At 64.7% G+C, this 25,926-nt stretch carries 26 protein-coding genes; 11 read left to right on the top strand and 15 right to left on the bottom strand.

The window, feature by feature from the left end; all coding sequences use genetic code 11:
• Positions 1 to 22 precede the first annotated feature (22 nt).
• A complete protein-coding gene (locus ACSVIE_RS10445) occupies positions 23 to 496 on the bottom strand; it encodes an NUDIX domain-containing protein (protein ID WP_442423840.1) in 474 nt (157 codons plus the stop codon).
• A 282-nt stretch (positions 497 to 778) separates the two neighbouring features.
• On the opposite strand from ACSVIE_RS10445, the gene ACSVIE_RS10440 reads away from it, so the two are divergent.
• A complete protein-coding gene (locus ACSVIE_RS10440; RefSeq protein ID WP_442423760.1) occupies positions 779 to 2,104 on the top strand; it encodes a hypothetical protein in 1,326 nt (441 codons plus the stop codon).
• A gap of 95 nt (positions 2,105 to 2,199) precedes the next feature.
• On the opposite strand, the gene ACSVIE_RS10435 is transcribed toward ACSVIE_RS10440, so the two are convergent.
• The 7 genes from ACSVIE_RS10435 to ACSVIE_RS10405 all read right to left on the bottom strand — a co-directional run bounded on the left by ACSVIE_RS10435 (position 2,200) and on the right by ACSVIE_RS10405 (position 8,007).
• Complete coding sequence (locus ACSVIE_RS10435; protein ID WP_426004065.1) at positions 2,200 to 2,376, bottom strand: hypothetical protein; 177 nt, start codon at positions 2,374 to 2,376, stop codon at positions 2,200 to 2,202.
• Positions 2,377 to 2,383: 7 nt separating this feature from the next.
• A complete protein-coding gene (locus tag ACSVIE_RS10430; RefSeq protein ID WP_442423759.1) occupies positions 2,384 to 3,514 on the bottom strand; it encodes a glycosyltransferase family 2 protein in 1,131 nt (376 codons plus the stop codon).
• 310 nt (positions 3,515 to 3,824) lie between these two features.
• The gene (locus ACSVIE_RS10425; RefSeq protein WP_426004062.1) at positions 3,825 to 3,995 is read right to left on the bottom strand and encodes a hypothetical protein; all 171 of its coding nucleotides are present in this window, start codon (positions 3,993 to 3,995) and stop codon (positions 3,825 to 3,827) included.
• Between the two features lie 180 nt (positions 3,996 to 4,175).
• Positions 4,176 to 5,006, bottom strand: a complete 831-nt coding sequence (locus ACSVIE_RS10420) for an oxidoreductase (protein ID WP_442423758.1) — start codon at positions 5,004 to 5,006, stop codon at positions 4,176 to 4,178.
• A gap of 96 nt (positions 5,007 to 5,102) precedes the next feature.
• Positions 5,103 to 5,636, bottom strand: coding sequence for a GNAT family N-acetyltransferase (locus ACSVIE_RS10415; protein ID WP_442423757.1), 534 nt, complete (start codon positions 5,634 to 5,636; stop codon positions 5,103 to 5,105).
• A 38-nt stretch (positions 5,637 to 5,674) separates the two neighbouring features.
• Positions 5,675 to 7,051 carry an LLM class flavin-dependent oxidoreductase gene (locus ACSVIE_RS10410; protein ID WP_442423756.1) on the bottom strand — a complete coding sequence of 459 codons (1,377 nt, stop codon included), beginning with the start codon at positions 7,049 to 7,051 and terminating at the stop codon, positions 5,675 to 5,677.
• 71 nt (positions 7,052 to 7,122) lie between these two features.
• Complete coding sequence (locus ACSVIE_RS10405; RefSeq protein ID WP_442423755.1) at positions 7,123 to 8,007, bottom strand: MetQ/NlpA family ABC transporter substrate-binding protein; 885 nt, start codon at positions 8,005 to 8,007, stop codon at positions 7,123 to 7,125.
• A 231-nt stretch (positions 8,008 to 8,238) separates the two neighbouring features.
• Here ACSVIE_RS10405 and ACSVIE_RS10400 point away from each other — a divergent pair, with 231 nt between their 5' ends.
• From ACSVIE_RS10400 to ACSVIE_RS10385, 4 genes are all read left to right on the top strand, one after another.
• A complete protein-coding gene (locus ACSVIE_RS10400; RefSeq protein ID WP_442423754.1) occupies positions 8,239 to 9,354 on the top strand; it encodes a methionine ABC transporter ATP-binding protein in 1,116 nt (371 codons plus the stop codon).
• Positions 9,351 to 10,013: a methionine ABC transporter permease gene (locus ACSVIE_RS10395; RefSeq protein ID WP_387820297.1), complete on the top strand. Its 663-nt coding sequence runs from the start codon at positions 9,351 to 9,353 to the stop codon at positions 10,011 to 10,013. The genes ACSVIE_RS10400 and ACSVIE_RS10395 overlap by 4 nt, the downstream gene beginning before the upstream one ends.
• 20 nt (positions 10,014 to 10,033) lie before the next feature.
• Positions 10,034 to 11,209, top strand: coding sequence for an LLM class flavin-dependent oxidoreductase (locus ACSVIE_RS10390; protein WP_442423753.1), 1,176 nt, complete (start codon positions 10,034 to 10,036; stop codon positions 11,207 to 11,209).
• Positions 11,210 to 11,466: 257 nt separating this feature from the next.
• A complete protein-coding gene (locus tag ACSVIE_RS10385; RefSeq protein ID WP_442423752.1) occupies positions 11,467 to 13,008 on the top strand; it encodes an MFS transporter in 1,542 nt (513 codons plus the stop codon).
• Here ACSVIE_RS10385 and ACSVIE_RS10380 read toward each other — a convergent pair.
• The 3 genes from ACSVIE_RS10380 to ACSVIE_RS10370 form a co-directional block, all read right to left on the bottom strand.
• Entirely contained in the window at positions 13,005 to 13,400 is a 396-nt protein-coding gene (locus tag ACSVIE_RS10380) for a rhodanese-like domain-containing protein (RefSeq protein ID WP_426004048.1), read from the bottom strand. The two genes, ACSVIE_RS10385 and ACSVIE_RS10380, sit on opposite strands and share 4 nt — an antisense overlap.
• Positions 13,401 to 13,428: 28 nt before the next feature.
• Positions 13,429 to 14,571: an LLM class flavin-dependent oxidoreductase gene (locus ACSVIE_RS10375; RefSeq protein WP_442423751.1), complete on the bottom strand. Its 1,143-nt coding sequence runs from the start codon at positions 14,569 to 14,571 to the stop codon at positions 13,429 to 13,431.
• 125 nt (positions 14,572 to 14,696) lie between these two features.
• Positions 14,697 to 15,428 (bottom strand): SRPBCC family protein, encoded by a 732-nt coding sequence (locus tag ACSVIE_RS10370; RefSeq protein WP_442423839.1) that lies wholly within the window; start codon positions 15,426 to 15,428, stop codon positions 14,697 to 14,699.
• Positions 15,429 to 15,603: 175 nt separating this feature from the next.
• Between ACSVIE_RS10370 and ACSVIE_RS10365 the strand changes: the two genes are divergently transcribed.
• The 4 genes from ACSVIE_RS10365 to merB all read left to right on the top strand — a co-directional run bounded on the left by ACSVIE_RS10365 (position 15,604) and on the right by merB (position 17,929).
• Positions 15,604 to 15,957 carry an ArsR/SmtB family transcription factor gene (locus ACSVIE_RS10365; RefSeq protein WP_442423750.1) on the top strand — a complete coding sequence of 118 codons (354 nt, stop codon included), beginning with the start codon at positions 15,604 to 15,606 and terminating at the stop codon, positions 15,955 to 15,957.
• A complete protein-coding gene (locus ACSVIE_RS10360) occupies positions 15,954 to 16,451 on the top strand; it encodes an SRPBCC family protein (protein WP_426004045.1) in 498 nt (165 codons plus the stop codon). The genes ACSVIE_RS10365 and ACSVIE_RS10360 overlap by 4 nt, the downstream gene beginning before the upstream one ends.
• A gap of 119 nt (positions 16,452 to 16,570) precedes the next feature.
• A complete protein-coding gene (locus tag ACSVIE_RS10355) occupies positions 16,571 to 17,164 on the top strand; it encodes an adenylate kinase (protein ID WP_442423749.1) in 594 nt (197 codons plus the stop codon).
• Positions 17,165 to 17,248: 84 nt separating this feature from the next.
• Complete coding sequence (merB, locus tag ACSVIE_RS10350; protein ID WP_442423748.1) at positions 17,249 to 17,929, top strand: organomercurial lyase; 681 nt, start codon at positions 17,249 to 17,251, stop codon at positions 17,927 to 17,929.
• A 3-nt stretch (positions 17,930 to 17,932) separates the two neighbouring features.
• Here merB and ACSVIE_RS10345 read toward each other — a convergent pair whose 3' ends face one another.
• Genes ACSVIE_RS10345 through ACSVIE_RS10335 form a run of 3 tightly spaced genes read right to left on the bottom strand, consistent with a single transcriptional unit; the run spans position 17,933 to position 21,092 of the window.
• Complete coding sequence (locus ACSVIE_RS10345; protein ID WP_442423747.1) at positions 17,933 to 18,670, bottom strand: glycosyltransferase; 738 nt, start codon at positions 18,668 to 18,670, stop codon at positions 17,933 to 17,935.
• Entirely contained in the window at positions 18,667 to 20,031 is a 1,365-nt protein-coding gene (locus ACSVIE_RS10340) for a PIG-L family deacetylase (protein ID WP_442423746.1), read from the bottom strand. The genes ACSVIE_RS10345 and ACSVIE_RS10340 overlap by 4 nt, the downstream gene beginning before the upstream one ends.
• Positions 20,025 to 21,092: an acyl-CoA dehydrogenase family protein gene (locus tag ACSVIE_RS10335; protein ID WP_442423745.1), complete on the bottom strand. Its 1,068-nt coding sequence runs from the start codon at positions 21,090 to 21,092 to the stop codon at positions 20,025 to 20,027. The genes ACSVIE_RS10340 and ACSVIE_RS10335 overlap by 7 nt, the downstream gene beginning before the upstream one ends.
• A 302-nt stretch (positions 21,093 to 21,394) precedes the next feature.
• On the opposite strand from ACSVIE_RS10335, the gene ACSVIE_RS10330 reads away from it, so the two are divergent.
• Positions 21,395 to 23,668, top strand: coding sequence for a SulP family inorganic anion transporter (locus tag ACSVIE_RS10330; RefSeq protein ID WP_426004039.1), 2,274 nt, complete (start codon positions 21,395 to 21,397; stop codon positions 23,666 to 23,668).
• Between the two features lie 209 nt (positions 23,669 to 23,877).
• On the top strand, positions 23,878 to 24,480 hold the full coding sequence (locus ACSVIE_RS10325; RefSeq protein WP_426004038.1) for a DUF1992 domain-containing protein: 603 nt from the start codon (positions 23,878 to 23,880) through the stop codon (positions 24,478 to 24,480).
• A gap of 64 nt (positions 24,481 to 24,544) precedes the next feature.
• On the opposite strand, the gene ACSVIE_RS10320 is transcribed toward ACSVIE_RS10325, so the two are convergent.
• Positions 24,545 to 25,825, bottom strand: coding sequence for an ammonium transporter (locus tag ACSVIE_RS10320; protein WP_442423744.1), 1,281 nt, complete (start codon positions 25,823 to 25,825; stop codon positions 24,545 to 24,547).
• Between the last annotated feature and the right edge of the window lie 101 nt (positions 25,826 to 25,926).

Genomic DNA, 25,926 nt, shown 5'->3' with positions numbered 1-25,926 from the left:
GAACCACGACACCGGAACCTGGTCATCCGGCGCGCACGTACCCCACCAACGCGTCAACAATGGACAGCTGCCCCTTCACGAGTTTGGTGCGGGCAACGGCTTCCGGGAACCAGCGCGCGTCGTCGATTTCCGGGAACTCCTGGATGGACCCTGAACCCTTGGGCCATTCCATGGGGAACGTGTTGCTCACCACCTGGGCAGGCTGGAATGTGCCGGCCTCTGCGGCGTAGGCCGTGATGAGCTTCCCGGAAGGCTGCCGGAACACGCCCAACGGGTGGTACTCCACGTCGGGCGGTGGTGTGCCGATCTCTTCGGTGAATTCACGCTTGGCGGCGGCCAGGGGGTCCTCGTCCTCCAGATACTCACCCTTGGGGATGGACCAGGCGTGCAGGTCTTTCCGCGCCCAGAATGGCCCACCCATGTGGGCAATCCACAGGTCAAGATCCCCGGAGGATTCCCGTCTGTACAGGAGAATCCCTGCGCTGCGGATGGCGATGGTGACTCCTCGTGGCGGGTGACTCATGAACGTGGCTGACAAGGAACAGGCTACTCCCCGTTGCGGCATCGTTATCCAATTGATGGCGAAACGTGCGAATTACATGCATGTTTTGGCTTCCGACAGCCTGCTGTCTATCTCATAATCAAGGAGTTGCAGGTTCCCTGTGGGGATGGGACCTGTTGCGGTCCCCGGTGTGCGCCGGGGACGTCTCTGGGCGCATCAAATGGAGGTACAGCTATGTCGTGGTCAAGGAGGCACCTTCCACACGGAAGAAGAATCATGGGGCTCGCCGTCGTCCTGGCGGTGGGCCTCTCAATGTTTGCAGGGGTAGGGCCGTCACAAGCGGCCAAGAAAGCGGCCGTGCTTGAAGATCCCGGACCCGTGGGAAGTTTTTTCTGGGAAGGGTTCAACTGGCAGAAGCGGTTCTGGGGCGGAGCCCCCATGTACAACGGCACGTGGGACCCCAATAACGTCAGTGGCCCGGACGCCAACGGCTACGTGAAGCTGTCCATCAGCAATCCCACCGGTTCAGCTCCCGTAGGGGCAGAGTTCCAGTCGACGCGTGAGGGCTTCGGCTACGGAACCTACAGCACCACGGTGGAGAAGGACGTCAGTGCACTCCAGAAGGAAGTGGTGTGGGGCTGCCTGTTCACCTACGACCCCAACGCCTACCCGGGATACACGGAGATTGATCTCTGTGAAGCGTCCGCCTGGGGTGGAGGAGCTGCCTACGGTGAGGACTGGCCGGTGGTGCAGGGCCACGGTTACTGGTTCGACGCCACCAAACCTCCGGGGCAGGGGAACAACACCATCAACTTCGACACCACCAATGCGCCGATCCTGACCCACCGTATGGTGTGGGAGCCCGGCAAGATCACGTTCGAAACATTTGCCGGGGTTAATGCAACGGGAACGCTGCTCAAACGAACGGTCCTGCAGGGGTCAACAGTGCCCGTGCCGGCCAAGGAGCAGATCCACTTCAACCTCTGGGTTACCGGCGGTGGCGGCGGAGATCCAGCCCATGTTGCTCCTGAATCGGTGACGATCCGCGACTTCTCCTTCGTTCCGGGAATCCCGCTGACCGCCCCCACACCGACCGTGACGGGCACAGCCGCTGTCGGTTCCACGTTGACGGCCAACCCGGGAACCTGGACCAGCGGAACGTCCTTGACGTACCAGTGGTTCCGGAACGGCGCCGCTATTGCGGGGGCAACAGCCTCCAAGTACGTCCTGGCAGCAGCTGACCAAGGCACACAGATCACGGTGAAGGTCACGGGAACCAAGAGCGGCTACGCCACAACCACCAAGGAATCGGCACCCACGGCAACGGTCGTGGCCGGCACTTTGGCAGGACCCACACCTACGGTCTCGGGAACCTTGGCTGTCGGCTCGGTCCTGACTGCCAACCCCGGTACCTGGACCTCCGGCACCACGTTGAGCTACCAGTGGTACCGTTCGGGCGTGGCGATCACCGGGGCAACGGCCAAAACGTACACCATAGTGGCGTTGGACCAGGGTGACACTCTGCGTGTCCGCGTGACGGGAACCAAGCCCGGCTACACCACCTTGGCCAAGTTCTCGGCCAACACGGCGATAGTTCCCTAGGAACTGAAGGACAAACAACAGGCCCGCGGTGCGTCGCGTTGGGGGATGGTTTGACGCAACCGCGGGCCTGTTGGGCTTTGTGACCGGACCGTGGATCAGTCTTTCTGCGCCCGGACGGGAACGATCCGCTTGACGGCCATACCGAGGGCAAGCATTGCGAACGCTGCCAGCGCAAACCAGAAGAGGTCACCAGCTCCCGTCATGGCGAGGGCTCCGGAACCTGTGGCTCCTGCGAAAGCTCCGGCGGCGGGTGCTGCTGGGTTGTTGTACACGGGTGCTTTACCAAACTTTCTTTCGATTGAATGCTGCATCCAGGTAGGCCTTTGCATGAACGGCCTGCAGGAAGACGTCGATGACGGTTTCGTACATGGTGGCGGCCAGAAGCATGTACCTCCAGCCCCGGTAACGCACAGTAACGATGCGTTCCACAATGAAGATGCCGGTTACGGCGACCCAGAAGGGCTGCAGGTGCAGGCCCGTTCCGGAGGTGATGGAGTAGATGATCGAGCCGAGGTACGCAACGGTTACCAGCACACCGATCATGGACAGGAACTGCCGTCCCCAATAGGCCCTGGTGACGCTGGTCCAGCCGTACTGCACGCAGTTTTCCACGGCACCGCGCTTCCAGCGGAGGCGCTGCGCCCAGAGTTCACGCCACGTGGGCATGACCTCCGTGACCAGGGTGCAGTTGGCCGGGGAAGCGATGCGGTAGCCAAGAGTGAGCAGCGCGAAGGACAACTCGTTGTCTTCGGTCAGGACAGAGGTGTCATAGACGCCGCCGTTGCCGTTGCCCGGAGGCAGGGTTCCTTCCAAGCGGGCCGCTACGACATCGCGAAGCGTCTTCGCCCGGAACAGGGCCGCGGTGCCGGTAACCACCAGGCACCTCCCGTGGAGGCGCTTCACGTCGCGGGCATAGCGGGCGTATTCGTTGCGTTGGAGGTGTCCAACGAATCCGCCGCCGGGACCGCCACTGAACACGCCGCCCACTGCCCCGAGCATGTCGTCCTTGAGCAGGTTGGCCGTTGCGTTCTCGATGAAGTCCAGGGCCAGTTGGGAGTCGGCGTCCTGGACCAGGATCAGGTCTTCGGGATCGGCATCCGGCAGGAGCGCGCTGAGCGCGAAGTTCAGCGCGCCTGCCTTCTTGTCCTTGTTCCCAACGGTCCGGATCACCTCGGCGCCCTGGGCAAGCGCGAGGATCTCCGTATCGTCGGTGCAGTTGTCAGCGACAACGATCACGCGGTCCGGCCGGCGGGTCTGGTTGTTGAGGGAAACCAGGGTGTCGGTGATACCTGCGGATTCGTTGTGTGCGGGTACCAGGACGGTGACCACTCCGCCGGCAGCCCGGTGGGCGGCGCGGCGGGTCTTGACGGAGGTGTCCGCTGCTGGTGGCTGCAGGGTTTGCGTGCGCATGGCGGTCCTTTCCGTGGTTGTCCCGGTGAGCTGACACCCTTAGATTTCCAAGGCCAACACAAGAAACGACCGCGCAAAGGATCAAGAAATCCTCAAGCTTTCCCGCAATTTTTCCCATTCCACGTCATGTTTTTTGGAAGCGGAACAATAGTGCCTCGCTGCGCCTTTAAACGTTCGACACGCCAGATTCCCATCCGATAACCCGCACCCTGATCCGGTGCCCCGGACCTCTGGCGATGGGCACTTAAAGCAAGAGGACGACGCCGGGTGGTACCGGCGTCGTCCTCTTGTTGTGTTTGGTCCGGGCTGCTTAGCGGCTCAGGCTGACGGTGAAGGTTTTCGGTCCGCTCATGGTCACGGCGATTCCGCAGTTTTCTGCAGTTGCGCGGGGTGTGAGGTCACGGATGGCGGCATCGATGGTGTGGTCGATGGACGCCTGGTCCCAGATCTTCAGCGTGATGGAGTCAGTATGTGTCGTCATTGTCAGTACTTTCACTCAGGCTGTTTGACAGCCCCAAGCCTCTTCGCCCGGGGCCGCATCCTCGTCGGTGAGGTTGCTGATTCAGCTTGTATGGGAACGGATTCCCTCATTCATGGTTCATGCTGACAGCCCCGGATGACAAGCGAATCGGCACAAGTGTGACCGATTACACGCTGCTCTTTACTCTGTGTAACCTGTGGCGGTGCTGATGTCCCGCCAACGGTCAACTTCAGACCGCACCGCTTGGTCCACCGCCTCGTACGCCCTGACGGCATCCGCTCCCAGGAGCAGGAATGACGGAGTGTCGGGGGCTTCGACGGCCTGGATGATCGCCTGAGCTGCCTTGCGGGGGTCACCTGGCTGGGTGCCGTGGACCGTGTCGTTCTCCTTGCGGCGTTTGCCGGCCGTGTCCGCGTAATCGTCAATGGCTTGGGCTGACTGGGTCAGCGACCTTCCCGCGAAGTCGGTCCGGAAACCACCGGGTTCCACGGCAGTGACGGTGATCCCCAGCGGGGCCAGTTCCTTCTGCAACGACCCGGAGATGCCTTCCAGTGCAGCCTTGGTGGCCGAGTAATACCCCGAGCCTGGTGGGCAGATGCGGGCCCCGATCGAGGAGATGTTCACAATGGCGCCCGAGCGGCGGGAACGCATGCCGGGAAGGGCGGCCTTGATCAGGGCAACGGGACCAAACACGTTGGTGTCGAACAGTGCGCGGATGTCGGCGTCGTCGCCCTCCTCAATGGCGGCGCGGTAGCCGTAACCGGCATTGTTCACCAGCACATCCACGCCACCGAACCGTTCTTCGGCCTGCCTCACCGCATTCTCCACCTGGGCCGGTTCCGTGACGTCGAGCGCCAGGGCGAGTGCCGTCGTCGGGAATTCAGCGGTCAGGTCCTGCAAACTGCCGGTGTTGCGGGCGGTTACGACCGCGTTATGGCCCCTGCCGAGGACAGCCTGCGCCAGCGCGCGGCCAAGTCCGGTGGAGCAGCCAGTGATGAGCCAAGTGGTCATGATGTTCCTTTCATGGTTTGTCCCTTCAACTGAACGCTACCCGGCGGCGGAACGGGAGGGACCGCCTTTACAGGTACCGGCAGTGCTCCCCAACGCCTATCCGAGGTCCAGGGTATAGACCACCAGCTGCACCTTCGGTGCAGGGCGCGGCTTCTCCCGCTCGGGCCGCCGGACATAACCGAGCCGCCGGTACAGGCGTTGCGACGGTTCATTGTCGACGGCGGTGTCCAGCACCACGCGTTTGGCACCCTGGGCGGTGGCGAGCCTCGCGGCTTCGTCCATCAACCGCTGGCCAAGGCCGGTGCGGCGGGTTTCGGGCAGGACTGCGAGGAGCCTGAGTTCCGCTTCGCCTTCTTGCGCCTGCCGGCTCAGGGAGGAACCGTAGGGCAACAGGCTTGCCGTACCCACCAGCCGACCTGTCGCCGTGTCTTCAGCTACCAGCAAGACGCCTTCGTTCGCACGGGCCGCCGCGTCGAGCAGCAGGTTCAGGCGCTCGCCGTCGGGCTGATGGGCGCCGGGCAGGTGGTGGCCGAAGCCTTCGTACGTCAGCCGCCCCACGGCGTCGTATTCTTCGTGGCGGGCCTCGCGGATCAGGTAGGTGCCGGTGGCGGCGGTTGCTTGGGTGGTCATCTTGGTCCTTTCGACGACGGCGGTCCGCACGACGGCGGTCACCGCACCTCCGCTGGGACGCGGCTGGGCAGTGGTTCCAGGCCGAGGTGGGATTTGAGGGTGGTGCCGGCGTATTCGGTGCGGGCGAGGCCGCGTTCCTGGAGGATCGGAATGACACTCTTTGCGAAGTGTTCAAGGTCCTGGGGGAGGAGGGAAAACATCAGGTTGAAGCCGTCGGCAGCTCCCGCGGCATGCCATCTTTCCAAGGACTCCGCAACGTGCTCCGGAGTGCCGATGAAGTCGTTGTTCCGTTTATCGCCGGTGAGGATCGAGTAGAGGTCCTTGAGGGTCACCTCGTCCTCGCGGCCCCGGATTTGTTCGCCGGCAGAACGGAAATCCGAGCGAGGGTTGGTGATGCGGGGGATACCGGCCTGGGCCACCGTGGCATCCGCGCCCAGACGGGTGAAGTCGACCGTGCCTTCCTGGACGGGGGCCGCGAAGTACTCCTGGAGGAAATCCAGCACCTGCTGGTCGGTGATCAGGCCGTCCAGTTCGCGGATGCGCTCCAGGGCTTCCTCTTGGCTGTCCGCGACCACGGGGGAGATGGCCTGGTAGACGTACAGTTCGTCCGGGTTCCGGCCGAATGCCGCAGCCTGTGCCCTGACGGAGTCGCGGTATCGACGGGCCTGCGGGATGTCCGGGTGGCTGGCAAAGAGGGCGTTGGCAAACCGGGCGCCGAGCTGCTGGCCCGGACCTGATGTGCCGGCCTGTGCCAGCAAGGGGGAGTGCTGCGGTGAAGGAGCAATGTTCAGCGGTCCGGCGACTTGGAAGAATTCGCCGTCATGGTTGAGCCGGTTGAGCTTGCGGCGGTCGAAGAACGTCCCCTGTGCCTTGTCATAGACGAACGCGGTCTGGTCCCAGGAATTCCACAAACCCTGCGTGACTTCCACGAATTCCTCGGCCCGCCGGTATCGCAGGCTGTGGTCGAGGTGCTTCTGCGCACCGAAGTTTCCCGCGGTGCTGTTGGTCAGGTCGCGGGTGGTGACGATGTTCCAGCCAACCCGCCCGCCGCTGATATGGTCCGCGGTGAGGGCAGCCCTCGCAAAGTTGTAGGGCTGGTCATAGGACGTTGAGGACGTCGCGATCAGGCCGATCCTGTCCGTCACCGCACCCAGGGCCGTGACCAGTCCGATGGGGTCGAAACGGTTGAGGATGCCCGGATTGCTGGTTTCGTCAATGGCCAGGGAATCGCCCAGGAAGATGGCATCCAACCTGGCATCCTCGGCTGTCCTGGCCAGTTTCACCTGGTGGGCGAAATCGATGCTGGCTTGCGGGAACGCCGAATCGTGGCGCCATGACGCCAGGTGGATGCCCGTCCCTACAAGGTAGGCGAAGAAATGGATCTGCCGGCGTTCGCGTGCCAGGTGCTGGTTCATTGGTGTTCCCGGGTGGTGTGGAATGGCCGGGGGCAGCCGGCTGTGTGGCGCAGCGGACCGCCCCCAGGCAACTACTTGGTCTTCTTGATGGCTGCTTCTTCGGCGGTCAGGACTTCCTGCAGCTTGGCAGCGCTCCAATCCGCCTTGAATTTCAGGTTGCCGTCGTTGAGCTTGGTCACCGAGGCCTCGACTTCAGGTGTGTGGTAAGCATCCACGATCTTCTTCCACGTGGGGTCGTCCTTGCGGTCAGCCTTCACCACGAAGCCGTTGATGTACGGAGCCAAGGACTCCGAGTCCAGATCCTCCTTGAAGATGATCTTGTCGTCGCCCAGGCCGCCCTTCTGGGCCTGCGTGTTATTGACGACGGCGGCTTCCGTGGTGCCTTTGAGGGCGTTGACGGTCTGGTTGCTGTCCACGGGGACAACCTTGATCTTGCTGGAGGTGATTTCCGCCGGGGTGGAGAGCGAGTTGCCACCATCCTTGAGTTGCAGCAGACCGGCGGTCTGCAGGTTCAGCAGCGCCCTGGCCTGGTTGGTGGGGTTGTTCGGGATGGCAACCTCTGCGTCGGCCGGAAGCTCGCTGACGGACTTGTACTTCTCCGAGTAAAGCGCCAGCGGGTAGACAGCAGTAGCGCCAACAGGAACCAACGAGCCGTTGCTGTTTACGTTGAACTGGGACAAGTACTTGAGGTGCTGGAACAGGTTGATATCCACCTGGCCCTGCTGCGTGGCCGTGTTGATCTGCGCACCATCGGTGAAGTTCTTGACCTCCAAGTCGACGCCCTGGTCCTTGAGCTTGTTCTTCAGGATGGTCCAGTGCTCCTCCGCACCGTCGTCCACGCCGATGACCACCTTGGTGTTCCCGGCGTTGGAAGCCCCTCCGGCAGCACCCCCGCATGCGGACAACGACAAGGCGGCGACGAGGCCGACGGCGGCGACTAACAGGCGGTTCTTCATGATGCTTCTCCGTACAAAGGTGTTGATGCGAATGACAGGTACGGGGTATCCCCCACGCCTCACGCTAGGGAAGTTCCGCGGTGGGGGACGAACGCGTTCGCAACAGTGCGAAACCCGCCGTCAAGGAAAGAAACCGCAGGTCACAGGGGGTCACGGGGTTCGATCCGGGAGTGGAGTCGCTGTTGGAATGGGCCTTCCGCAAAGCATCAACACCACCCGAAGGAGGCTCCGGTGAGCGCCATCGTCTCCCTGCGCGGAGTCAGTAAACAATTCCCGGTCCCCGCAGGCCGGACCGTGAACAAGGGCGCCGCTCCGGTGCGCGCCGTCGACTCCGTCACCCTGGACATTGAAGAAGGAACGGTCGTCGGGATCGTTGGTTACTCCGGCGCCGGGAAGTCGACGCTGGTGCGGCTGCTCAACGGACTGGAACGTCCCACCGAGGGGCAAGTCATCGTCAAAGGGCAGGACATCTCGTCTTTGCCGGAGAGCCAGTTGCGGACGGTCCGGTCCGGGATCGGAATGATCTTCCAGCAGTTCAACCTGCTCAAGTCCCGCACCGTGTTCGGCAACGTGGCCTACCCCTTGAAAGTTGCCGGCTGGCCCAAGGAGAAGATCCGCCCCCGCGTGGAGGAACTCCTGGAATTCGTGGGCATCGCCGACAAGGCAGGCACCTATCCGCGGCGCCTTTCAGGCGGGCAGCAGCAACGGGTGGGTATCGCCCGCGCGTTGGCCAACGCCCCGGACATCCTCCTGGCGGACGAAGCCACGAGCGCCCTGGACCCTGAAACCACGCGCGACGTCCTGCGCCTGCTGCGCCGCATCAACAAGGAACTCGGCACCACCGTGGTGGTCATTACCCACGAGATGAACGTGGTCCGCGAAATCTGCGACACCGTGGTGATGATGGAATCCGGGCGTGTGGTGGAAACCGGCCCCACGTATTCGGTCTTCGCCGATCCCCGGACCGGCTCCACCCAGCGATTTGTGTCCACCGCGGTCCACGGCACTCCCGAGCCGGATACCGTCAGCCGGCTCTCCGCGGCGCACCCGGGGTTGTTGGTGTCCGTGGGGATCTCCGAAGCCGCGCCCACTCCCTTGGTCGCTGCCACATTTGAGCGCCACGGCGTCGGCTCCAGCGTGGTCTTCGGCGGCGTCACCGAAATCCAGAACCGCATCCTGGGCACGCTCACCTATGAACTGACTGGGAGCGACGCATCGATTGACGCGGCGCTCGCCGAACTGGGTGACGTCACCGCCGTCGAACGTCAACTGGCTGCCGTGGAGCAACAGGCCGTGCCCGCCGAAACTGCCGTACCGAACCTGGCCACTGTTGGAGAGAAAGCATGACCACCGACTGGACCACCCTCCTGCCCGTCCTGGGCGAATCCTTCCAGCAGACCATCTACATGGTGGTCATCACCGTGCTGCTCAGCGGGCTGGCCGGGCTCGCTCTCGGGGTTACCCTTTACGCCACGCGGCCCGGGAACCTGTTTGCCAACAAGGCCGTGTTTTCCGTGCTCAATTTCCTGGTGAACATCATCAGGCCCATTCCGTTCATCATCTTCATCACGGCGATTGCGCCTTTGACGCTGATCATCATGGGCACAACCATCGGCACCACTGCGGCGATCCTGCCCATGGCGCTGATGGCCGGCGTCGTGATCGGGCGGGTGGTGGAGCAGAACCTGGTGGCGTCCGACCCGGGCGTGGTGGAAGCTGCCCGGGCCATGGGCGACAGCCGCCTGCACATCCTGTGGGCCGTGGTGATTCCCGAGTCCCTGGCCCCGCTCATCCTGGGCTATACGTTCATGATCATCGCGATCGTGGACATGTCCGCGATGGCCGGGTACATCGGCGGCGGTGGCTTGGGTAACTTCGCCATCATGTACGGCTACCAGCAGTTCAACTGGGAGGTCACGCTGGTCACAGTGCTCATCATCATCGTGATGGTCCAGGCCGCGCAGTTGCTCGGCAACTTCCTGGCCCAGCGCATCCTCCGCCGCTAACGTCTTCTGGAGATTTTCTTATGCCTATCGAATTCCTCGGCATGGGCGCCGGCAACGATTCCACGGAGACCTCGCCGGCCACCACGCCCTTCTTCGACCCTTCCTATGCTGTGAAGATTGCGCGGATCCACGAGGACAACAACTGGGACCATGTGCTGTTTGCCTACAACTCGGCAACCCAGGACCCAGCCGTCCACGCCACGTGGGTTGCGGCCAACACCGAACGGATTCAGCTGCGGTTGGCACACCGGCCCAACGTTTCGCATCCCACCTTCGCGGCCCGGTCCTTCCTGACCCTCGACCACATTGCGAAGGGTCGGCTGACCGTGCACTTCATCACGGGCGGAAGCCAGACGGACCAGGCACGGGAAGGTGATTTCCTGGCGAAGGATGCCCGCTATGGCCGGACGCAGGAGTACCTGCAGATTGTCCGACGGGCCTGGTCGGGCGATACCTTCAGCTGGGACGGACCGCATTACCGGTTCGAAGGGTTTGCCTCCGGGCTGGGCCCATTTGCCGGGAAGCGTCCTGGTATTTCCTTTGGCGGGTCATCCGAGGCCGCGTGGTCGGTGGGCGCCGCGGAGGCCGACATCTATGCCCTGTTCGGAGAACCGTTGGCAGATGCGGCCTCGCAGCAGCAGCAGATCGTTGCGCGGGCCGCAGCTTTGGGCCGTACGTCGCCGCTTCGGTGGCAAATAGCGTTCCGGCCCATCGTTGCCGCGACGGATGAGTTGGCGTGGGAGAAGGCGCGGTCCATTCTTGTTACGTTTGAATCGCGCCGGTCCGCCGGCGAAGTCATCGATCCTGTCCGGCACTACGCCGTGAAGCCGGAGGCTGCGGGAACCCAGCGGCTTTTGGCAGCCGCCGAACGCGGGGATCTTCACGACCGCGCCTTGTGGACGGCACTCGCCAAAGCGGCTGGTGGCGGAGGAGGAAGCGCGACGGCGTTGGTCGGCAGCTACGACACCGTCACCCAGGCGATCCTCGACTACCACGACCTCGGCTTTGAGATCTTCGGCCTGCGTGGCTACGACTTCGTCCCGGATGCCATCGAGTTCGGCCGGCACGTGATCCCGCAGCTGAAGCAGGAGGTGGCGCACAGGGAGCGCGGTGTGGCTCCCGCAGCCCTCCGCGCCGCGCAGGCCGCCGCCCGCACCCGCCTGGCCCCCGCCCCCTCCGGATCCTCTCTCACCTAATGACCGTTTTTGCCGGTTCCTCTCTCACCGATCTACCGTTCCTATCGGTTCCTTCGACAGGAGGCGAACCTCCAGGCCGTCATGTCCAGCTCCCGCCAATGCTTCACTAAGAGAGGATGCGGCGGGAGGGGTGGTTTTGTGAGAGAGGATGCGGCCGGGAGTCACAGCAGGTCAACGAAAGTAACCCTGATTCACGCCCCTTAACCGGGTGACCCATGATGTCCGGCCGCCCACCACCTGAGCCTAGAGTCACCAGCATGGGTACAAACGCCAAACGGTCCGCACTGTGGCTTTGCCTGGGCGCCGGATTCATCACACTGTTGGATCAATCGGTGTTTGTCCTCGCAGTCCCGGCCATGTCCAGCTCACTCAATGCCGATTCGGGATCGGTCCAATGGATCCTCGCCGCCTACTCGCTGGCCTTCGGAGTGGCGTTGGTCCCGGCGGGCAGGCTCGGGGATATCGTCGGCCGCCGCACCCTCTTCATTGCCGGAATTTCCGTGTTCGGAGCATCGAGCCTGCTCGGCGGGCTTGCCACGGAACCATCCTGGGTCATCGTGGCCCGGCTGCTCCAAGGACTGGGAGCCGGAACGCTGAACCCCCAGGTCCTCGGGTTGCTGCAGGACGTGTACTCCGGGCACGAGCGCGCCAAGGCGCTCGGTGCCTATGCTGCCGCAGGTGGTTCGGCGGCGGTTTGCGGCCCGCTCATCGGCGGACTGGTTCTTTCGCTGGGGGATCCGTCCATCGCGTGGCGCATCCTGTTCCTGGCCAACGTCCCGCTGGTCCTGGTCCTGGTGCCGCTTGCCTTCGCGCTGCTGCCGCGCCCCACCGCCCGCCGGGAACCCGGGAAAACGTCCGTAGACATCCTCGGCGCACTGCTCCTGGGCAGTGTGGTGGTGGCGTCCCTCATCCCTACGATCTATGGAGCAGGAATAGTGGCGGTGACTTCGCTGGCCGTCGGCGCAGCCGCCCTCCTGGCGTTCGCGGGTTGGGAGGTGCTCTACCATCGCCGCGGCAAAACACCCTTGCTCAGCTCCGCCCTTGCTACGTCCAAAGGATACGCACTCGGAACCGTGGTTGCCCTATGCCAGTTCGGCGTCGGCGCGGGCATGGCGGCCGTGACCTCCTTCCATTTCCTTTCCGGCACGGGAATGGCACCCCTCGCGGCGGCAGCGATCCTCGCCCCGCAGGCTGCCGGCATGCTCCTGGCATCCACCTTCAGCTGGCGGTACCTTGCCCGCTACAAACGAGCCGGGATCGTCGTCGCCCTTCTTGCGAGCCTGGCCACCCTGGCAGCCAAGGACCTGTTCGTCCAACACTTCGACGCCGCCACCGCGGCACTGGCGGTCGCCGCCGTCGGGCTCCTCCAGGGGATTGCGACAGGTCTGGTGGTGGCTCCCAACCAGACGCTGACTCTGGGTCACGCTCCCGCCGGAGCTGCCGGCGTGGCCGCCGGTTTCTACCAGCTCAGCCAGCGTTTTGCTGCCGCGCTCTGTTCAGCTGCGGCTGCAGGCATGTTCCTTCAGGCCCACGGAGCCGTCACCGGCCAAGCAGCCAAGGAAGCCTTCCATCAGGGCATTGTCCTGTGCTGCATCCTGTTGGGCGCCGCGCTGGTGGCCGGCGGACTCGACTGGCTCCGCGAGGCGCGCAGCCCCGGCAACGCAAGTGCCGCCGTCGTGGTTTCCATAACGGAAGTCACGACGGCGGCACTGGCACCTGCTGCGGTGGAACCGGTGGCAGAGGGCCCGACGGCGGGAGGAACCCGCCGCTCGGACGTCACCGAACCCGCGGACGCCTAGGCAGATTCAGCCGGAGGCGCGGTGGGTCCGGTGGTGGGGACGCCTGCGTCGCGGAGGGCCGGGAAGCCGCCGTCGACATGCACGGCGTTGCCGTAGCCCAGCGCCTTGAGCTTCTCCGCGACAGGCCGGGATCCGTTCACGGAACCGCAGAAGACCACGATCTTCTGATCGGTGCCGGTGACCTGTGCAAGGCGGTGCGGCGAGTGCGGCGCGAAGTCCTCTTCCACATGCTCGCGGTTTACTACTACGGCGCCGGGGACTGCGCCTGTGCTGGCACGGCCGCCTTCGCTGCGGACGTCGATCAACAGGACGCCGTCCTCGATCAGCGCAGCGGCTTCCTCTGCGGTGATGAGCTGGGCGTCTTCCTGGGTTTCCGTGCTTTGTACAGTCATGGTGCTCCTTGTTTGGTGATTGACAGGTTCAGAGGCCCCAGGCCTCGGCGAGCAGCTGGTAGGAGTTCTCGCGGTCGGCAGGGTCGTGGGCAATGGTGGTGATGAGCAGTTCCTGGGCCCCGGTGGCGCGCTGGAGGGTGCGTAATCCGTCGCTGACCTGATGCGGGTCGCCCACGAACCGGGTGTCCAGGCGGTCCTTGACCAAGTCGGCTGCTTCCGGGTCCAGTGCGAAGTCAGCGGCGTCCTCCGGTGCGGGGTAGGGGATGGCGCCCTGTCCGCTGCGGATGCCGTGGACCCATTGGGCATACCCGCGGCCAATGCGGCGGGCACTGTATTCGTCGGGCGCAACCAGGACATCGGCGGAGACAATCACGTGCGGTTCCTGCAGCGATTCCGAGGGCTTGAAGTGGGCACGGTACTCGGCGATGGAGTCCAGCACCGTCGCGGGAGCCACGTGGTAGTTGGCGCCGAACGGCAGGCCCAACTTCCCTGCGAGCCTCGCGCTGGGACCTGCCGTGGAGCCGTGGACCCAAAACTGCGGGGACTGGCCCAAAGCGGGGGTGGCGGTGACTTCCTCGCCGTGCCTGGTCCGATAGTCGCCCGTGAAGAAGCCGATGATGTCCTGGACGTCGTTCTCGAAATTGTCCGTGTCTCCGGGGAACCGGCCCAGGAGTTCACTTTGCAGCCGGAACTTCCGGGGAAGGACGGCGCCAAAGATCGGGCGGGGAGCGGGGACCACCAGCCCCTCCACGACGCGTTCCTCCGGCTCCTGGTCTACAGAAGGTGAGGGTTGGCCCGGGGCCGGTTCGCCCGGGGATTTGGGCGGCCCGGAACGGCCAAAGCCAAGATCCAGGCGGTCAGGGAACACCGCTGCCAGGGTGCCGATGCTCTCCGCGATCTGCAGTGGCCGGTAGTTGCCCAGGAGTGTGGCTGCCGTGCCAACCCGGATGGTCTTCGTTGCCGATGCCACGAGTCCTGCCAGCACATGCGGCGCCGATCCTGCAACACCGTCGTTGAGGTGGTGTTCGGCGAGCCAGTACCGCGAATAGCCCGCTGCCTCGGAGGCGACAGCCAAGGCGAGAGTGCTGCGCAGGGCATCGCCGGAGCTCTGGTTGGCGGAGACCGGGCTGAGGTCGAGGACTGACAAGGGGATCACGGGAGGCTTCGGCATGCCATGACACTACGGAGCGGCACGGCGGGGCCAAAGCCGGTTTGTCACCCGGCTCAACTGGACTCAACGCGGCTCAACCCGGCGCAACGGATCGTCACACGGTCGCGGCGTTCCCTTATGCGCGTCTAGGCCTGGCCGGGCAGGCCTCCGCTCATGGGCGGGATGTATCCGGGGCGGCCCTTTTCTTCTTCTTCGGTTCTTTCAGCCGCGCTGTGGGAGTCACTGGCTGCGGTTTCGTCCGAGTCGCCCTCCACATCCACCAGCCCGTTGGTCTGGTCGAACGGGTGGGTGACCGGATCCAGGGTGTCCTCGCTGGCGGCTCCTCCGCCCCCGGTCCCGCTGCCTCCGGTCGCGCCGGTTCCGGATGCCGCCGCTCCCGCCATTCCACCTGCCGCAGTACCCGCGACGGTGCCGTCGGCGTCCGTGATGCGTGCCGCCGTCGTGCCGTCCGCCGGGGTGGCTGTGCCGTGCTTTTCCACGTATTCCTTAAACTTCTTCAAGTCCGACTCCGCCTGCCTTTCAACTACATGCAGTTTGTCGCCCAGGAATTCCAGAACCCCATGGGGTTCGTATTCCAGGGTCAGGTGCAGGGATGTCTGTCCGGGTCCGGCTTCCTTGAAGTCCACCCAGCCGGCGTTCTTGGCGCCTTCCACGGCAGCCCATGCCACGGCCCGGTCCAGATCCTGCTGCACGATTTTGGCTTCCCAGCGGCGGTGGACGCCGGCGATTTCCGCCACCCACTCGAGGCGGTCGCTGCCGAGCCGCGTGACGCGTTCCACGCCGCCCATGAACTGTGGGAAGTCCTCGAACTGCGTCCAGTGCCTATAGGCCGTGCTCACCGGAACGTTGACCAGGATTGTCTAGTTTACCTTGGTGGTCACCATGTCCTCCTCTGACTCGCTACGGAATTGTCAGCATACTTACAGTATCGATCTTTCCGTGGCGGAGCCAGAGGTCCAGGTGTCGGAAGGCGCCTCGCTCGCCGTTGAGAGGTCTTGACGCTCCGGCAGGCCGGGAGTATCGTACAACCAAATGGTTGTAGATCAGCTCAGTAAAGACGCCGAATTGGACCGCTTGTTCCAGGCGTTGGCCGATGCCACCAGGAGGGACATCGTGGCGCGGGTGACGGCCGGGGAGTACTCGGTGTCCGGCTTGGCTGCCCTCTACGCCATGAGTTTCGCGGCCGTACAGAAACATGTTGCGGTCCTGGAACGTGCCTCCCTGGTGACCAAGGAGAAGCGTGGGAGGGAGCAGATCGTGCGGGGAAACCATGATGGACTGCAAAAAGCCCGGCATCTGTTGGATCAATTCGAAATGATCTGGCGGCAACGCGCCGACCGGATCGCGGACCTGCTCGCTGAAGATGATGAAAGGGATCTGCCATGACTGTAGTCAGTGTGGACAAGGATGTTGAGGCCCTGAGCCTCACTGTTGTCGCCGAGTTTGATGCCGACGTCAAGCGCGTCTGGAGAATCTGGGAGGACCCGCGGCAGCTCGAGCGCTGGTGGGGGCCGCCTACCTGGCCGGCCACCTTCGAAGCCCACGATTTCACGCCAGGTGGCAAGGCTGCCTACTACATGACCGGCCCGGACGGCACCAAAGCCCGCGGCTGGTGGAAGTTCACGGAAGTCAACGCCCCGGACCACCTGGAGTTCGACGACGGCTTCGCCGATGAAAACGGCGACCCCGCCGACGAGTACGGCGTCACGCACGCCACCGTTCGCCTGGAGCCAGTGGGCGACCGCACCAGAATGACCATCGTCTCCAGCTTCGAATCCGCGGAGCAGCTTCAGCAGATGGTGGAGATGGGCATGGAGGAAGGCCTCCAGGAGGCCATTGGCCAGATCGACCAGCTCTTGGCGGAACCAGCCAACGCCTAGCAGCGCATGTTCCGGCTTTAGGTGCCGGGCACCCAGGAATCAGCCGACGACGGCGGGACGTCCCGCCGTCGTCGGCGTATGGTTTAAGTCCCGGCCGCCTTTTGAAACGGACGTGAGCCATGGCGCGACTGATCATCATGGGGCCGCCAGGCTCCGGCAAAGGAACCCAGGCTGAGTTCCTGGCGCGGCATTTCGCGGTCCCGGCGATCTCCACGGGTGACCTTTTCCGGGCCCACGTGAGGGACGGAACCGCTTTGGGAACCGAGGCCGGCAGGTACATGGACCACGGCGAGTTCGTCCCGGACCACGTCACCACCGCCATGCTGCGCGAACGCTTGGAAGCCGACGATGCCGGAGCGGGCTTCCTGTTGGATGGCTACCCGCGTACCGTCGCGCAGATCCAGGCCCTGGATGACGTCCTGGGTTCACGGAACCAGGCAGTGGAGGTGGTCCTGGCGCTTGCGGTGTCCGACGACGAACTGTTGGAACGCATGCTGCAGCGGGCCCGTGAGCAGGGGCGCAGTGACGACACCGCACCTGTCATCCAGCGCCGCCTCGAGTTGTACCGGGAGCAGACACAGCCGGTGATTGCGGCCTACACGCAGCGCGGGATTCTCCTGCGGATCGATGGTTCGGGCGATAAGGATGCCATTACTGCTACTGCGATCACGGTCGTGGAGGAGGCCTTGGACCGGCTGGCCCGCGGTGGCTGACAGGCTGCGGCCCCAACGATCCATTGCCCGCCGCAGCCTCCACGCCGACAATAGGTTGTGAGGGGCAGTAGAAGGAACAGGGCCATGAACACTCCTGAGTCCCGCCGGCTTCGGGACCTTGTCTACCAAACGCTGGCCGCGGAAGGGAGGGCTCCATCAGTCCGTGAGCTGGCCCGACAGACGGGCCGCCCGGTGGATGAAGTTCAGCGCGACCTGCACTTTTTGGCAGACCAGCACGCACTGGTCCTTACCCACGATGGCGACGCTGTGCGCATGGCACATCCGTTCTCGGCCGCGCCCATGGCTTTCGTGGTGACGCCGCAGGACGGCCGGGATGACCGGCGGTGGTGGGGCGGCTGCGCATGGGATTCCTTTGGCATCAGTGCTGCCCTGCACTTGGACGTCCGGGTGGATACCGGCTGTCCCGAATGCGGGGCCCACGTGAGCTTCGAATGCGGGCCGGCCTCACCGCCGCCTTCCGGGCTGGCAGTCAGGTTCCAGCGGCCCGCAAGGGAGTGGTGGGACGACGTCGTTAAAACCTGCACCAACATCCGGATGTTCTGCGACCCAGGGCACGCAGAACAGTGGACGGAGGAGAACGCGCCGGGTTCGGGCTACATCACGGCCGCATCCACGGTCTGGGAGCTGGCGGCACCCTGGTATGGAGATCGACTGGCGCCGGACTTCCAGCCCCATTCCCGGGAGTACAACCAGCAACTCCTGGAAGAGTGCGGCCTGACCGGGGATTTCTGGCGATTGCCCTGATCCCTACAAAGCGGACGCCGCAGGCAGCTCCTGGCTTAGGGCATGCAGATATGCAGCGAACCCTTGGGGTGCCCGTGCATGCGTGCGTCCCGAGGTGATGATCCGCAGGGTGTCAGTGGCCCTGACCCGGTGGCCTTCCCTTAGGAGCAGCTCCGCCAGGACCCGGTCCTCGTGGGCGCGGAGACGGGGGAATCCTCCCACCGCCAGGTACGAGGACGCCCTGACGCCAAAGTTGGCTCCGTGAATGTGGGGATGGTCCTCGTGGAAGGGGTGCAGTTCCAGCCAACGGTGCAGGAGGGCAGGCTCCAGGTCCTGCGCGTTTGGTTCCACGGAGCCCAGAATGGCATCCACCCCGGAATCTGCCATCCTGACGTGCCCCACCAGCCAGTCTTCCGGAACGATCGAGTCCGCATCGGTGTTGGCCAGCCACACGGCAGCCCTTTCATGCCGCAGCGTTTCCAAAGCTGCCCCTATGCCTGCCGCGCGGCTTTCCCCGGTGCTGCGGACATCGACGGCAACCATCCCAAGCCGTGGGTCTGCCGCGGCGAATGCGGCTGCTATGGCCGCCGAGCCGTCAGTGCAACTGTCCAGGACGACGGTGATGGAGACGGTAACGTCCGGGCAGTGGTGAGGCAGCGCATCTGCTGCCCGTTGCAGGGCGGTGAGTGCCGGACCGAGGTGTTGTTCCTCATTGTGTGCCGGCAGCACCACGGCCGCATGCTCGATCGCACGCCCGGTCATGCCGGACCGCCGGGGGCCGTGAACACTTCCAGGATGAAGTCCTTCTCGTGATAGGTGCCATGTACTGGCCAACCAAGGTGGCCGCGCGCCATGGTGTGGACCGCTTCCCCGTCCAACTGCCATCCGACAATAGGGTGCCGCCAATGGCAAAGCAGCAAGGTGCCGCCCGGATCAAGGGATTCGCTGATCCTGTGGAACAGCCTGCCCAGTTCATCGGGTGCCAGGTAATAGCCGACCTCGGATACCACCACAAGGTCGAATGCTCCTTCCGGCCACTCTGCGGGGACGGTCATCTGCCTGGCTTCGGCTCCGTCCACAGCAGCAAGCCGATTCCTTGCCCGGGTTGCGGCGGTGCTGCTCGCATCCACGGCAGTCAGTTCCCGGCAGCGGCCGGTGAGTTCGACGCTGAGCGTCCCAATGGAGCAGCCGACCTCGAGCCCGCGCACGTACTCCTCACGGGGAAGCGCGGCGAGCGTCAGGGTGCGTTTGCGCCGCTCGTACCAGGAAGTGGTGTAGTTCCATGGATCGTCCGCCCGGGCATGGACTTCGTCGAAAATCCGCTCGGCGTCTGCTGCGGCATTGGTACCGGTAACCGGCGGGCGCCAGGCGAAGGTCTCCCACGGCCGGGAAAAGTGCTCCAGGAAGGTTGCGGACAGCAAGGTCCCGTCACCGGGTTCGGGTGACAGGGGGTGTGTTTGTGACACGTGGGCGCGCATGGCCTTGGCCTTGGCGGCTTGCTCGTCTTCCGTCAAGGGAACGCGCACCCAGGAGCACCAGGTACTGTCTTCCGGCGGTGCCCACAGCCAGTACCAGACGGGGTATTCGAGCAGCCCGTGCCCTCCCGCAGCGGCAACCTGTGCGGCTATGGATCCGAGCGCGTCATGGTCCGTGTGCCCGTCGGAACGGTACGGCGCCACGATCACCACATTCCCTGCAGGGGCTCCGGATTCGGTGATGGTCTCCTGCAAAGCCTTGGCGATCCGTTCACGGGACGCAGCCAGCCGCCCGTCGGGCAGTTCAAGGAACCGCCACGCCGCGCCGGGTGCCAACCCGGACACAGCCGTGTGGAACTCACTGAGCCGGACAGCGGCAAGCCGTTCCGGCGTCGTGGTTCTTGACTCAGGGTGCGATGCTTCGCCGGCCGTGCACAGCAGGAAGTGGACGGTCGCCCCGGCTGACTGGACCTTGGCCACCAAGCCGCCGGCGCCCAGCGATTCGTCGTCCGGGTGCGCGGCCAGCACCACGAACGTCATCGAGGCGAGTTCGTTGGCATCGAGGGGCAGTTCGGGAAGGGACGGCACGCCGGAGGCAGCCCACGCCGACTCCGGTGTGCCGGTGTCCGTGTGCGAAAACGTCACCACTCCCTGTCCCCTTTGAACGTCAGGGCGCCCAGCTGGGAGTCGTCGCGCATGGCATGGTGCTGGCGGATGTACAGGGACAGGTCCGCCATGCGCTTGCCGTAGGTATCGTTGAACGCCAGCGGGCCCGGGCCGAGGTTTTGGGTCACCACGGTTTGGATGCGCTCGACGGCGGCGGCCACAGTTCCGCGGACGCGCAGGGCTTCGCTCCAATGGCTGGAACCTGCCGGCTCGTCGGAATCCCAGGCGTCGATCCGCTCGGCGGCGCGGGCGAGGGTGGAGGCCACGGCGCCGATGAGCCGGTCCACTTCGCCCAGGTGGGCCAAGGCAAGCTGGTCAGGCTCACGGCCCCTCTCCGCAGCGGTTGTCAGTGAATCCGCGAAATCGCGGGCCAACGCCACCGCTCCGCCAAACCAGCAGGCAGCAACTCCCATGCCACCCCACGCAAAACCGGGTCGTTGGTGGTACCAGCCGGCGCTTTGTAATGGCGTTGCTGGAACCTGGTGGAAGTGGACCGTTCCGCTGGGGATTTCCTTGAGGCCCCGGCTGGTCCAGTCCGGGTCTTCGCAGGAAACGCCCGGGTGTTTGAGGTCGACGGCGAAAGCAGCCCTTCCCTGGCCGTCGGGGAGGTGGGCCGTCACCACGGCGCCGTCCAACACCGCCGCAAGTGAACACCATGGCTTGGAGCCGTCCAGGACAACGCCGTGGCCGGCCTCGGCGGCCAACTGCATTCCGGGTCCTTCAGCGGCGAAAACGCCCCAGGTCCCCGTGGGTGCCGGGAGGCCCGCCTGCCCATGGATGTGCAGGGCATCCAGGTGCGGCTCAAGGATCCGCGCCGCCGCCACATCAACCGCTGCCACGGATGCCAGGACTTCCCACAGTTGGGCAGTGTTGCCTTGCCCCGGGTGGGGTGCCGTGGATCCAACGTCCCCGGCGATGGCCAGCAAAGCCGGGACGTCGCCTACCGCATCCTGCACTCTCTGCAGCAGGGGATGGAGGGCCTGCAGTTGGGCGGGTTCGGAACTGATGCGTACTGCATGGACCTCGGCGACGGGTTTGCCCATGTACTGCCTCCAAACTGTGGATCGGTTTGGCACCAACCTACCCTAAGGAACCTTATCGTCGGGTTGCCTGAGGCAAGCGAACGACGGCGGGTGGCCGCCCGCCGTCGTTCGGTTTCTGTTGGGGGGCTGCCACTCATGGATGTGGGCCCACAACGCTCCGCACCCTCGCGAAAGTTCCCACTTGTCGTTCTGTGAAGCCGGCTCTTCACAACCTTTGTCAAGCGCGTCACATCCTCTTGTCACCACGTATGACAAGTTTTCTAGGCTTGGGGGTGTCCACCTTCCCGAGCCAAGGAAACTCCATGCCGCAACCATCCAAGACCGACGCCCACAGCCCGCCCCGCACCGAAAAAACCAAGAGACCCAGCTTCCTGGGCAACCTCGGTGCCGACCTTCCGGCCTCTTTGGTCGTCTTCCTCGTGGCCCTGCCCCTCTCCCTCGGCATCGCCGCAGCATCGGGTGCCCCCGTCATGGCCGGGCTCATTGCCGCCGCCGTGGGCGGGATCGTTGCCGGAGCTCTGGGCGGTTCCGCGCTCCAGGTGAGCGGCCCCGCCGCCGGACTGACCGTCGTCGTCGCCGGTTTGGTAGCCGAGTTCGGCTGGCAGGTGACATGCGCCATCACGGCAGCGGCCGGCGTCGTACAAGTACTCCTTGGCCTGGGCCGCGCGGGGCGGGCTGCCCTCGCAGTGTCGCCCGTAGTGGTCAAAGCCATGCTCGCTGGGATCGGCATCACCATCATCCTGCAGCAGCTCCACGTACTGCTGGGCGGGCAGGCGGCAGGTTCCGCCGTCGAGAACCTGACCGCGCTGCCGGCGGCCATCACCAACGTAGAGCTGCACTCCGCGCTGTTGGGCCTGGCCGTGGTCGCCATTCTGCTGGGTTGGAAATACCTGCCGGCCGCTGTCCGGAAAATTCCCGGCCCGCTGGCCGCCGTGGTTGCCGTAACCGCTCTGGCCGTCGCGGTCGCACCCGGAGTGGAACGCATCAGCTTCACCGGGTCGATCTTCGACGCTGTTGCCCTGCCCAGCCTGCCGGAGGGCAACTGGCGTGCCGCCGCCATGGCCGTCATCACCGTGGCCTTGATCGCGAGCATCGAATCGCTGCTCTCCGCCGTTGCCGTGGACAAGATGCACGGCGGCTCCAGGACCAACCTCAACCGTGAACTCGTGGGGCAAGGCTCCGCCAACATGGTCTCCGGCATGATCGGCGGCCTGCCTGTGACCGGTGTGATTGTCCGCAGCGCCACCAACGTCGAAGCCGGGGCCAAAAGCCGCACCTCCGCCATCCTGCACGGCGTATGGGTGCTGGTCTTCTCCGCCCTGTTTGCCGGCCTGATCCAGCTGATTCCTATGTCCGTGCTCGCAGGCCTGCTGCTGGTAATCGGCGCCAAGCTCATCAAGGTTGCCGACATCAAGACAAGCCTCCGTACCGGCGACCTCCTGGTCTACGCCGTCACGCTGCTGTGCGTCGTGTTCCTCAACCTGCTCGAAGGCGTCATCATCGGGCTGGCGCTCGCGGCCCTGTGCGTGCTGTGGCGTGTCCTCCGCGCCCGCATCAACGCGCACGCCCCGGTGGGTGACGGGCAGCCGTGGCGCGTGACCATCGAGGGTTCCTGCAGCTTCTTCGCCCTCCCGCGCCTGAACCGGGTGCTCCATACAGTTCCCGAAGGCAGCGACGCCGTGGTGGAACTCAACGCGGACTACCTGGACCACGCCTTCCGCGAAGCGCTGGTCGCGTGGCAAACGCAGCACCACAACACCGGTGGCACGGCCACCATCGAGGAACACGGAACCACGGTCTTCCGCGACGCCGCAGACAACACACCGCAACGGCAGGACCCGCGGGAATTCCCGCTGCCGCCGAGGACGTCCTGGCAGCCTGCGGAGCCAGCCGGCCAGGCAGAGGACGACGACGGCGGGCAACCACCGCTGCGGTCAATCCTCCTGGGCATCGACAAATACCATCGGCGCCACGCAGACAAGGTCCGGCCCCTGGTCCAGGACCTCACGGACGGACAGAACCCGGACACACTGTTCGTGGCCTGCGTCGATTCGCGGGTGAACCCGAACCTCATCACCAGCAGCGGCCCCGGAGACCTGCTGACCCTGCGCAACATCGGCAACGTGGTCTGCAGTGATGACCATGATGCGTCCATCGACTCCGCCCTGACGTTTGCGGTGAAGGCGTTGTCCGTGGAGTCGATCGTGGTCTGCGGGCACTCCAACTGCGGAGCGATGAAGGCCGTGATGGCCGATGCCGAAGGCGCAGCACCAGCGTTGGGATCCGGGTTTGATGCCTGGCTGGACCATGCCCGGCCGAGCTACCGGTCCCTGGTGGAAGGCCATCCGGTAGCGCAGGCCGCTGCTGCCGAGGGATACAGCAGGCTGGACCAGTTGAGCATGGTCAATGTGGCCGTGCAGCTGCAGAAGCTGGCCGAACACCCCGTTACCGGGCCGGCACTTTCTTCCGGGCGCGTGCAGGCGACGGGTTTGTTCTACGACATCTGCACCGCGCGGGTGGTCCTGGTGACACCGGAGGGGATCGAACAGCTGGATCCGAGCATGGCTGTTCGATAGCCCGGACCGCCACCACCCACTTTGAGGGCGTGCCGCCACCACCTACTTTCACCACAGGAGCGCCCCGACACGCCGGCCCACACGGCGTGCCGGGGCCCTTGTCCATTCAAAGTGGGTGGTGGCGGCACGCCTGTTTGGGCCTCCCGGCTTTGGGGAATACTGGAAAGAGACCCACGATTCCCCAAATCCCGGGAAAGGCGGTGCGGACCGTGGTCAATGAGGGCAATGCCAGACGTCGGTTGGAACGGGCTGCGGAGCTCAGGGCCGGCCGCACTGCGGGTGGCCAGGATGCCCGGGAGCGAGCCGAACTCGATGCCGATGACGCCCTGCGTGAGAAGCGCCGGAAGGTCAATGAAGCCGCCCGCGCCGACTACCTCGTGCGCGAAGCCATGTCCCAGGGAAAATTCGACAATCTCAAGTACGCGGGCAAGCCCATCCCCGGCCTCGGCAAGGGCTACGATCCCGACTGGTGGGTCAAGGGCCTCATCCAGCGCGAACAGATCAGCGGCCTCGGACCACCCGCCATCCTTCTTCGCACTGAGGATGCAGAGCTGGACGCCAAGCTCGATACATTCCTCATGGAGACGCAGGTCCGGGAAACCGTGGAGGATTTCAACAAGCGCGTGATCGAGGCCCGACGCCAGCTGCAGGGTGGTCCTCCGGTCATCACCAAGCTGCGTGACGTGGACCAAGAGGTTGCCCGGTGGAAGGAACGCCGGGCTGCAGCGGCCCCACCGGAACCGGAACCCGGACCGCCGTCGAAACGCACGTGGTGGCACCGCCTCTGGAACGGCCCGGACCCAACTAAGTAGCAGCAGATGCCGTTTTGAGCGTCCAAAACGGCATCTGCTGCGACCCAGTTGGGTATGAGCCGGGCTATTGCTTGATGAGCGAGGCGAGGTGTTCCTGCTGCTGGCGGACGTGGCCGTTGGACACCAGGCCGAACTGGTAGGCGGACTCGGCGTGCTGGGTCAGGTCCACACCTGTTACCTCGTGCTCGTGGGCCACGCGGAAGCCGATGGTCTTGTGGATGGCCCGGCCAATCACCAGGGTGCCCAGGCCGGAGACCAGGATCGTGACCAGGACTGCGACGGTTTGGGCAATGAGCTGCTGCGGGCCGCCGCCGTAGAGGAGGCCACCGCCGACGCCGTCCACGGGCAAGGCAATGAAGCCCAAGGACATGGTGCCGATCACGCCGGCACCGAAGTGCACACCCACTACGTCCAGGGAGTCGTCGAAGCCGAACTTGTACTTGAGGTCAACGAAGACCGCACACGCGGCACCAGCGACCAGGCCCAGGCCGACGGCGGCGAGCGGGCTGATGTTTGCGCACGACGGCGTGATGGCCACCAAGCCGGCGACGACACCGGATGCCGCACCCAGCGAGGTGGGGTGGCCGTGGCGGATCTTCTCGGTCACCAGCCAGCTGAGCATGGCAGCAGCGGGAGTTACCAAGGTGTTGATCCAGATGAGGCCGGCCTGCTCGGCAGTGGTTGCCGCGCCGCCGTTGAACCCGAACCAGCCGAACCACAGGATGGCGGCACCGATCATGATGAACGGAACGTTGTGCGGGCGGGGGTTGGGATCCTTGGCGAAGCCGTGACGCTTTCCCACGATCAGTGCGAGGACGAAAGCTGCGGTTCCCGAGCTGACCTCCACCACGGCACCCCCGGCGAAGTCGATCACCTGCCCGAAGATGTTGGTCAGGGCGCCGCCCGCGCTCATCAGGCCGCCGCCCCAGATCATGTAGGCCAGGGGGCAGTACACCACGGTCACCCAGATGGGCACGAAGACCGCCCAGGCTCCGAACTTGGCGCGGTCGGCGATGGCGCCGCTGATGAGTGCAACCGTGATGATCGCGAAGGTCGCGGCGAAGCCCACCTTGATCAGGTCCGCCGATCCCATGAGGTCCTGCAGGCCGAAGTGAGCGAAAGGGTTGCCGAACAGGCCCAGGAAGCCGTCACCGGTGGTCATGGAGTAGCCCCACAGGACCCACACGACGCCGACGATCCCTGCGGAGATGAAGCTCATCATGATCATGTTCAGGGCTGCCTTGGCGCGGGTCATGCCGCCATAGAACAGGCCGAGGCCCGGAGTCATGAATAGCACCATCGCCGATGACAACATCAGCCAGACGTGTTGCGCAGAGATCTCCATCTGCGTTCCCTTCTGAAAACCTGTCCGAAACGGGCCGTGGTAGTCCGGCCCTCACTAACCCCCGATCAATAGTCGGTGAGCTATGTTTCAGACTCAGAAGA

It is taken from the genome of Paenarthrobacter sp. NCHU4564 (assembly GCF_052156435.1).
In the GTDB taxonomy this organism is placed as follows: Bacteria; Actinomycetota; Actinomycetes; order Actinomycetales; family Micrococcaceae; genus Arthrobacter.
Note: the sequence above shows the minus strand (reverse complement) of the source record. Positions and strands in the feature narration are given on the sequence as shown.

Bases quoted from the DNA above. Each gene is read 5' to 3' on its own strand.
- ACSVIE_RS10440 (WP_442423760.1), top strand. From the start codon at position 779: ATGGGGCTCGCCGTCGTCCTGGCGGTGGGCCTCTCAATGTTTGCAGGG.
- ACSVIE_RS10430 (WP_442423759.1), bottom strand. From the start codon at position 3,514: ATGCGCACGCAAACCCTGCAGCCACCAGCAGCGGACACCTCCGTCAAG.
- ACSVIE_RS10425 (WP_426004062.1), bottom strand. From the start codon at position 3,995: ATGACGACACATACTGACTCCATCACGCTGAAGATCTGGGACCAGGCG.
- ACSVIE_RS10420 (WP_442423758.1), bottom strand. From the start codon at position 5,006: ATGACCACTTGGCTCATCACTGGCTGCTCCACCGGACTTGGCCGCGCG.
- ACSVIE_RS10415 (WP_442423757.1), bottom strand. From the start codon at position 5,636: ATGACCACCCAAGCAACCGCCGCCACCGGCACCTACCTGATCCGCGAG.
- ACSVIE_RS10410 (WP_442423756.1), bottom strand. From the start codon at position 7,051: ATGAACCAGCACCTGGCACGCGAACGCCGGCAGATCCATTTCTTCGCC.
- ACSVIE_RS10405 (WP_442423755.1), bottom strand. From the start codon at position 8,007: ATGAAGAACCGCCTGTTAGTCGCCGCCGTCGGCCTCGTCGCCGCCTTG.
- ACSVIE_RS10395 (WP_387820297.1), top strand. From the start codon at position 9,351: ATGACCACCGACTGGACCACCCTCCTGCCCGTCCTGGGCGAATCCTTC.
- ACSVIE_RS10390 (WP_442423753.1), top strand. From the start codon at position 10,034: ATGCCTATCGAATTCCTCGGCATGGGCGCCGGCAACGATTCCACGGAG.
- ACSVIE_RS10385 (WP_442423752.1), top strand. From the start codon at position 11,467: ATGGGTACAAACGCCAAACGGTCCGCACTGTGGCTTTGCCTGGGCGCC.
- ACSVIE_RS10380 (WP_426004048.1), bottom strand. From the start codon at position 13,400: ATGACTGTACAAAGCACGGAAACCCAGGAAGACGCCCAGCTCATCACC.
- ACSVIE_RS10375 (WP_442423751.1), bottom strand. From the start codon at position 14,571: ATGCCGAAGCCTCCCGTGATCCCCTTGTCAGTCCTCGACCTCAGCCCG.
- ACSVIE_RS10365 (WP_442423750.1), top strand. From the start codon at position 15,604: ATGGTTGTAGATCAGCTCAGTAAAGACGCCGAATTGGACCGCTTGTTC.
- ACSVIE_RS10360 (WP_426004045.1), top strand. From the start codon at position 15,954: ATGACTGTAGTCAGTGTGGACAAGGATGTTGAGGCCCTGAGCCTCACT.
- ACSVIE_RS10355 (WP_442423749.1), top strand. From the start codon at position 16,571: ATGGCGCGACTGATCATCATGGGGCCGCCAGGCTCCGGCAAAGGAACC.
- merB (WP_442423748.1), top strand. From the start codon at position 17,249: ATGAACACTCCTGAGTCCCGCCGGCTTCGGGACCTTGTCTACCAAACG.
- ACSVIE_RS10345 (WP_442423747.1), bottom strand. From the start codon at position 18,670: ATGACCGGGCGTGCGATCGAGCATGCGGCCGTGGTGCTGCCGGCACAC.
- ACSVIE_RS10335 (WP_442423745.1), bottom strand. From the start codon at position 21,092: ATGGGCAAACCCGTCGCCGAGGTCCATGCAGTACGCATCAGTTCCGAA.
- ACSVIE_RS10330 (WP_426004039.1), top strand. From the start codon at position 21,395: ATGCCGCAACCATCCAAGACCGACGCCCACAGCCCGCCCCGCACCGAA.
- ACSVIE_RS10320 (WP_442423744.1), bottom strand. From the start codon at position 25,825: ATGGAGATCTCTGCGCAACACGTCTGGCTGATGTTGTCATCGGCGATG.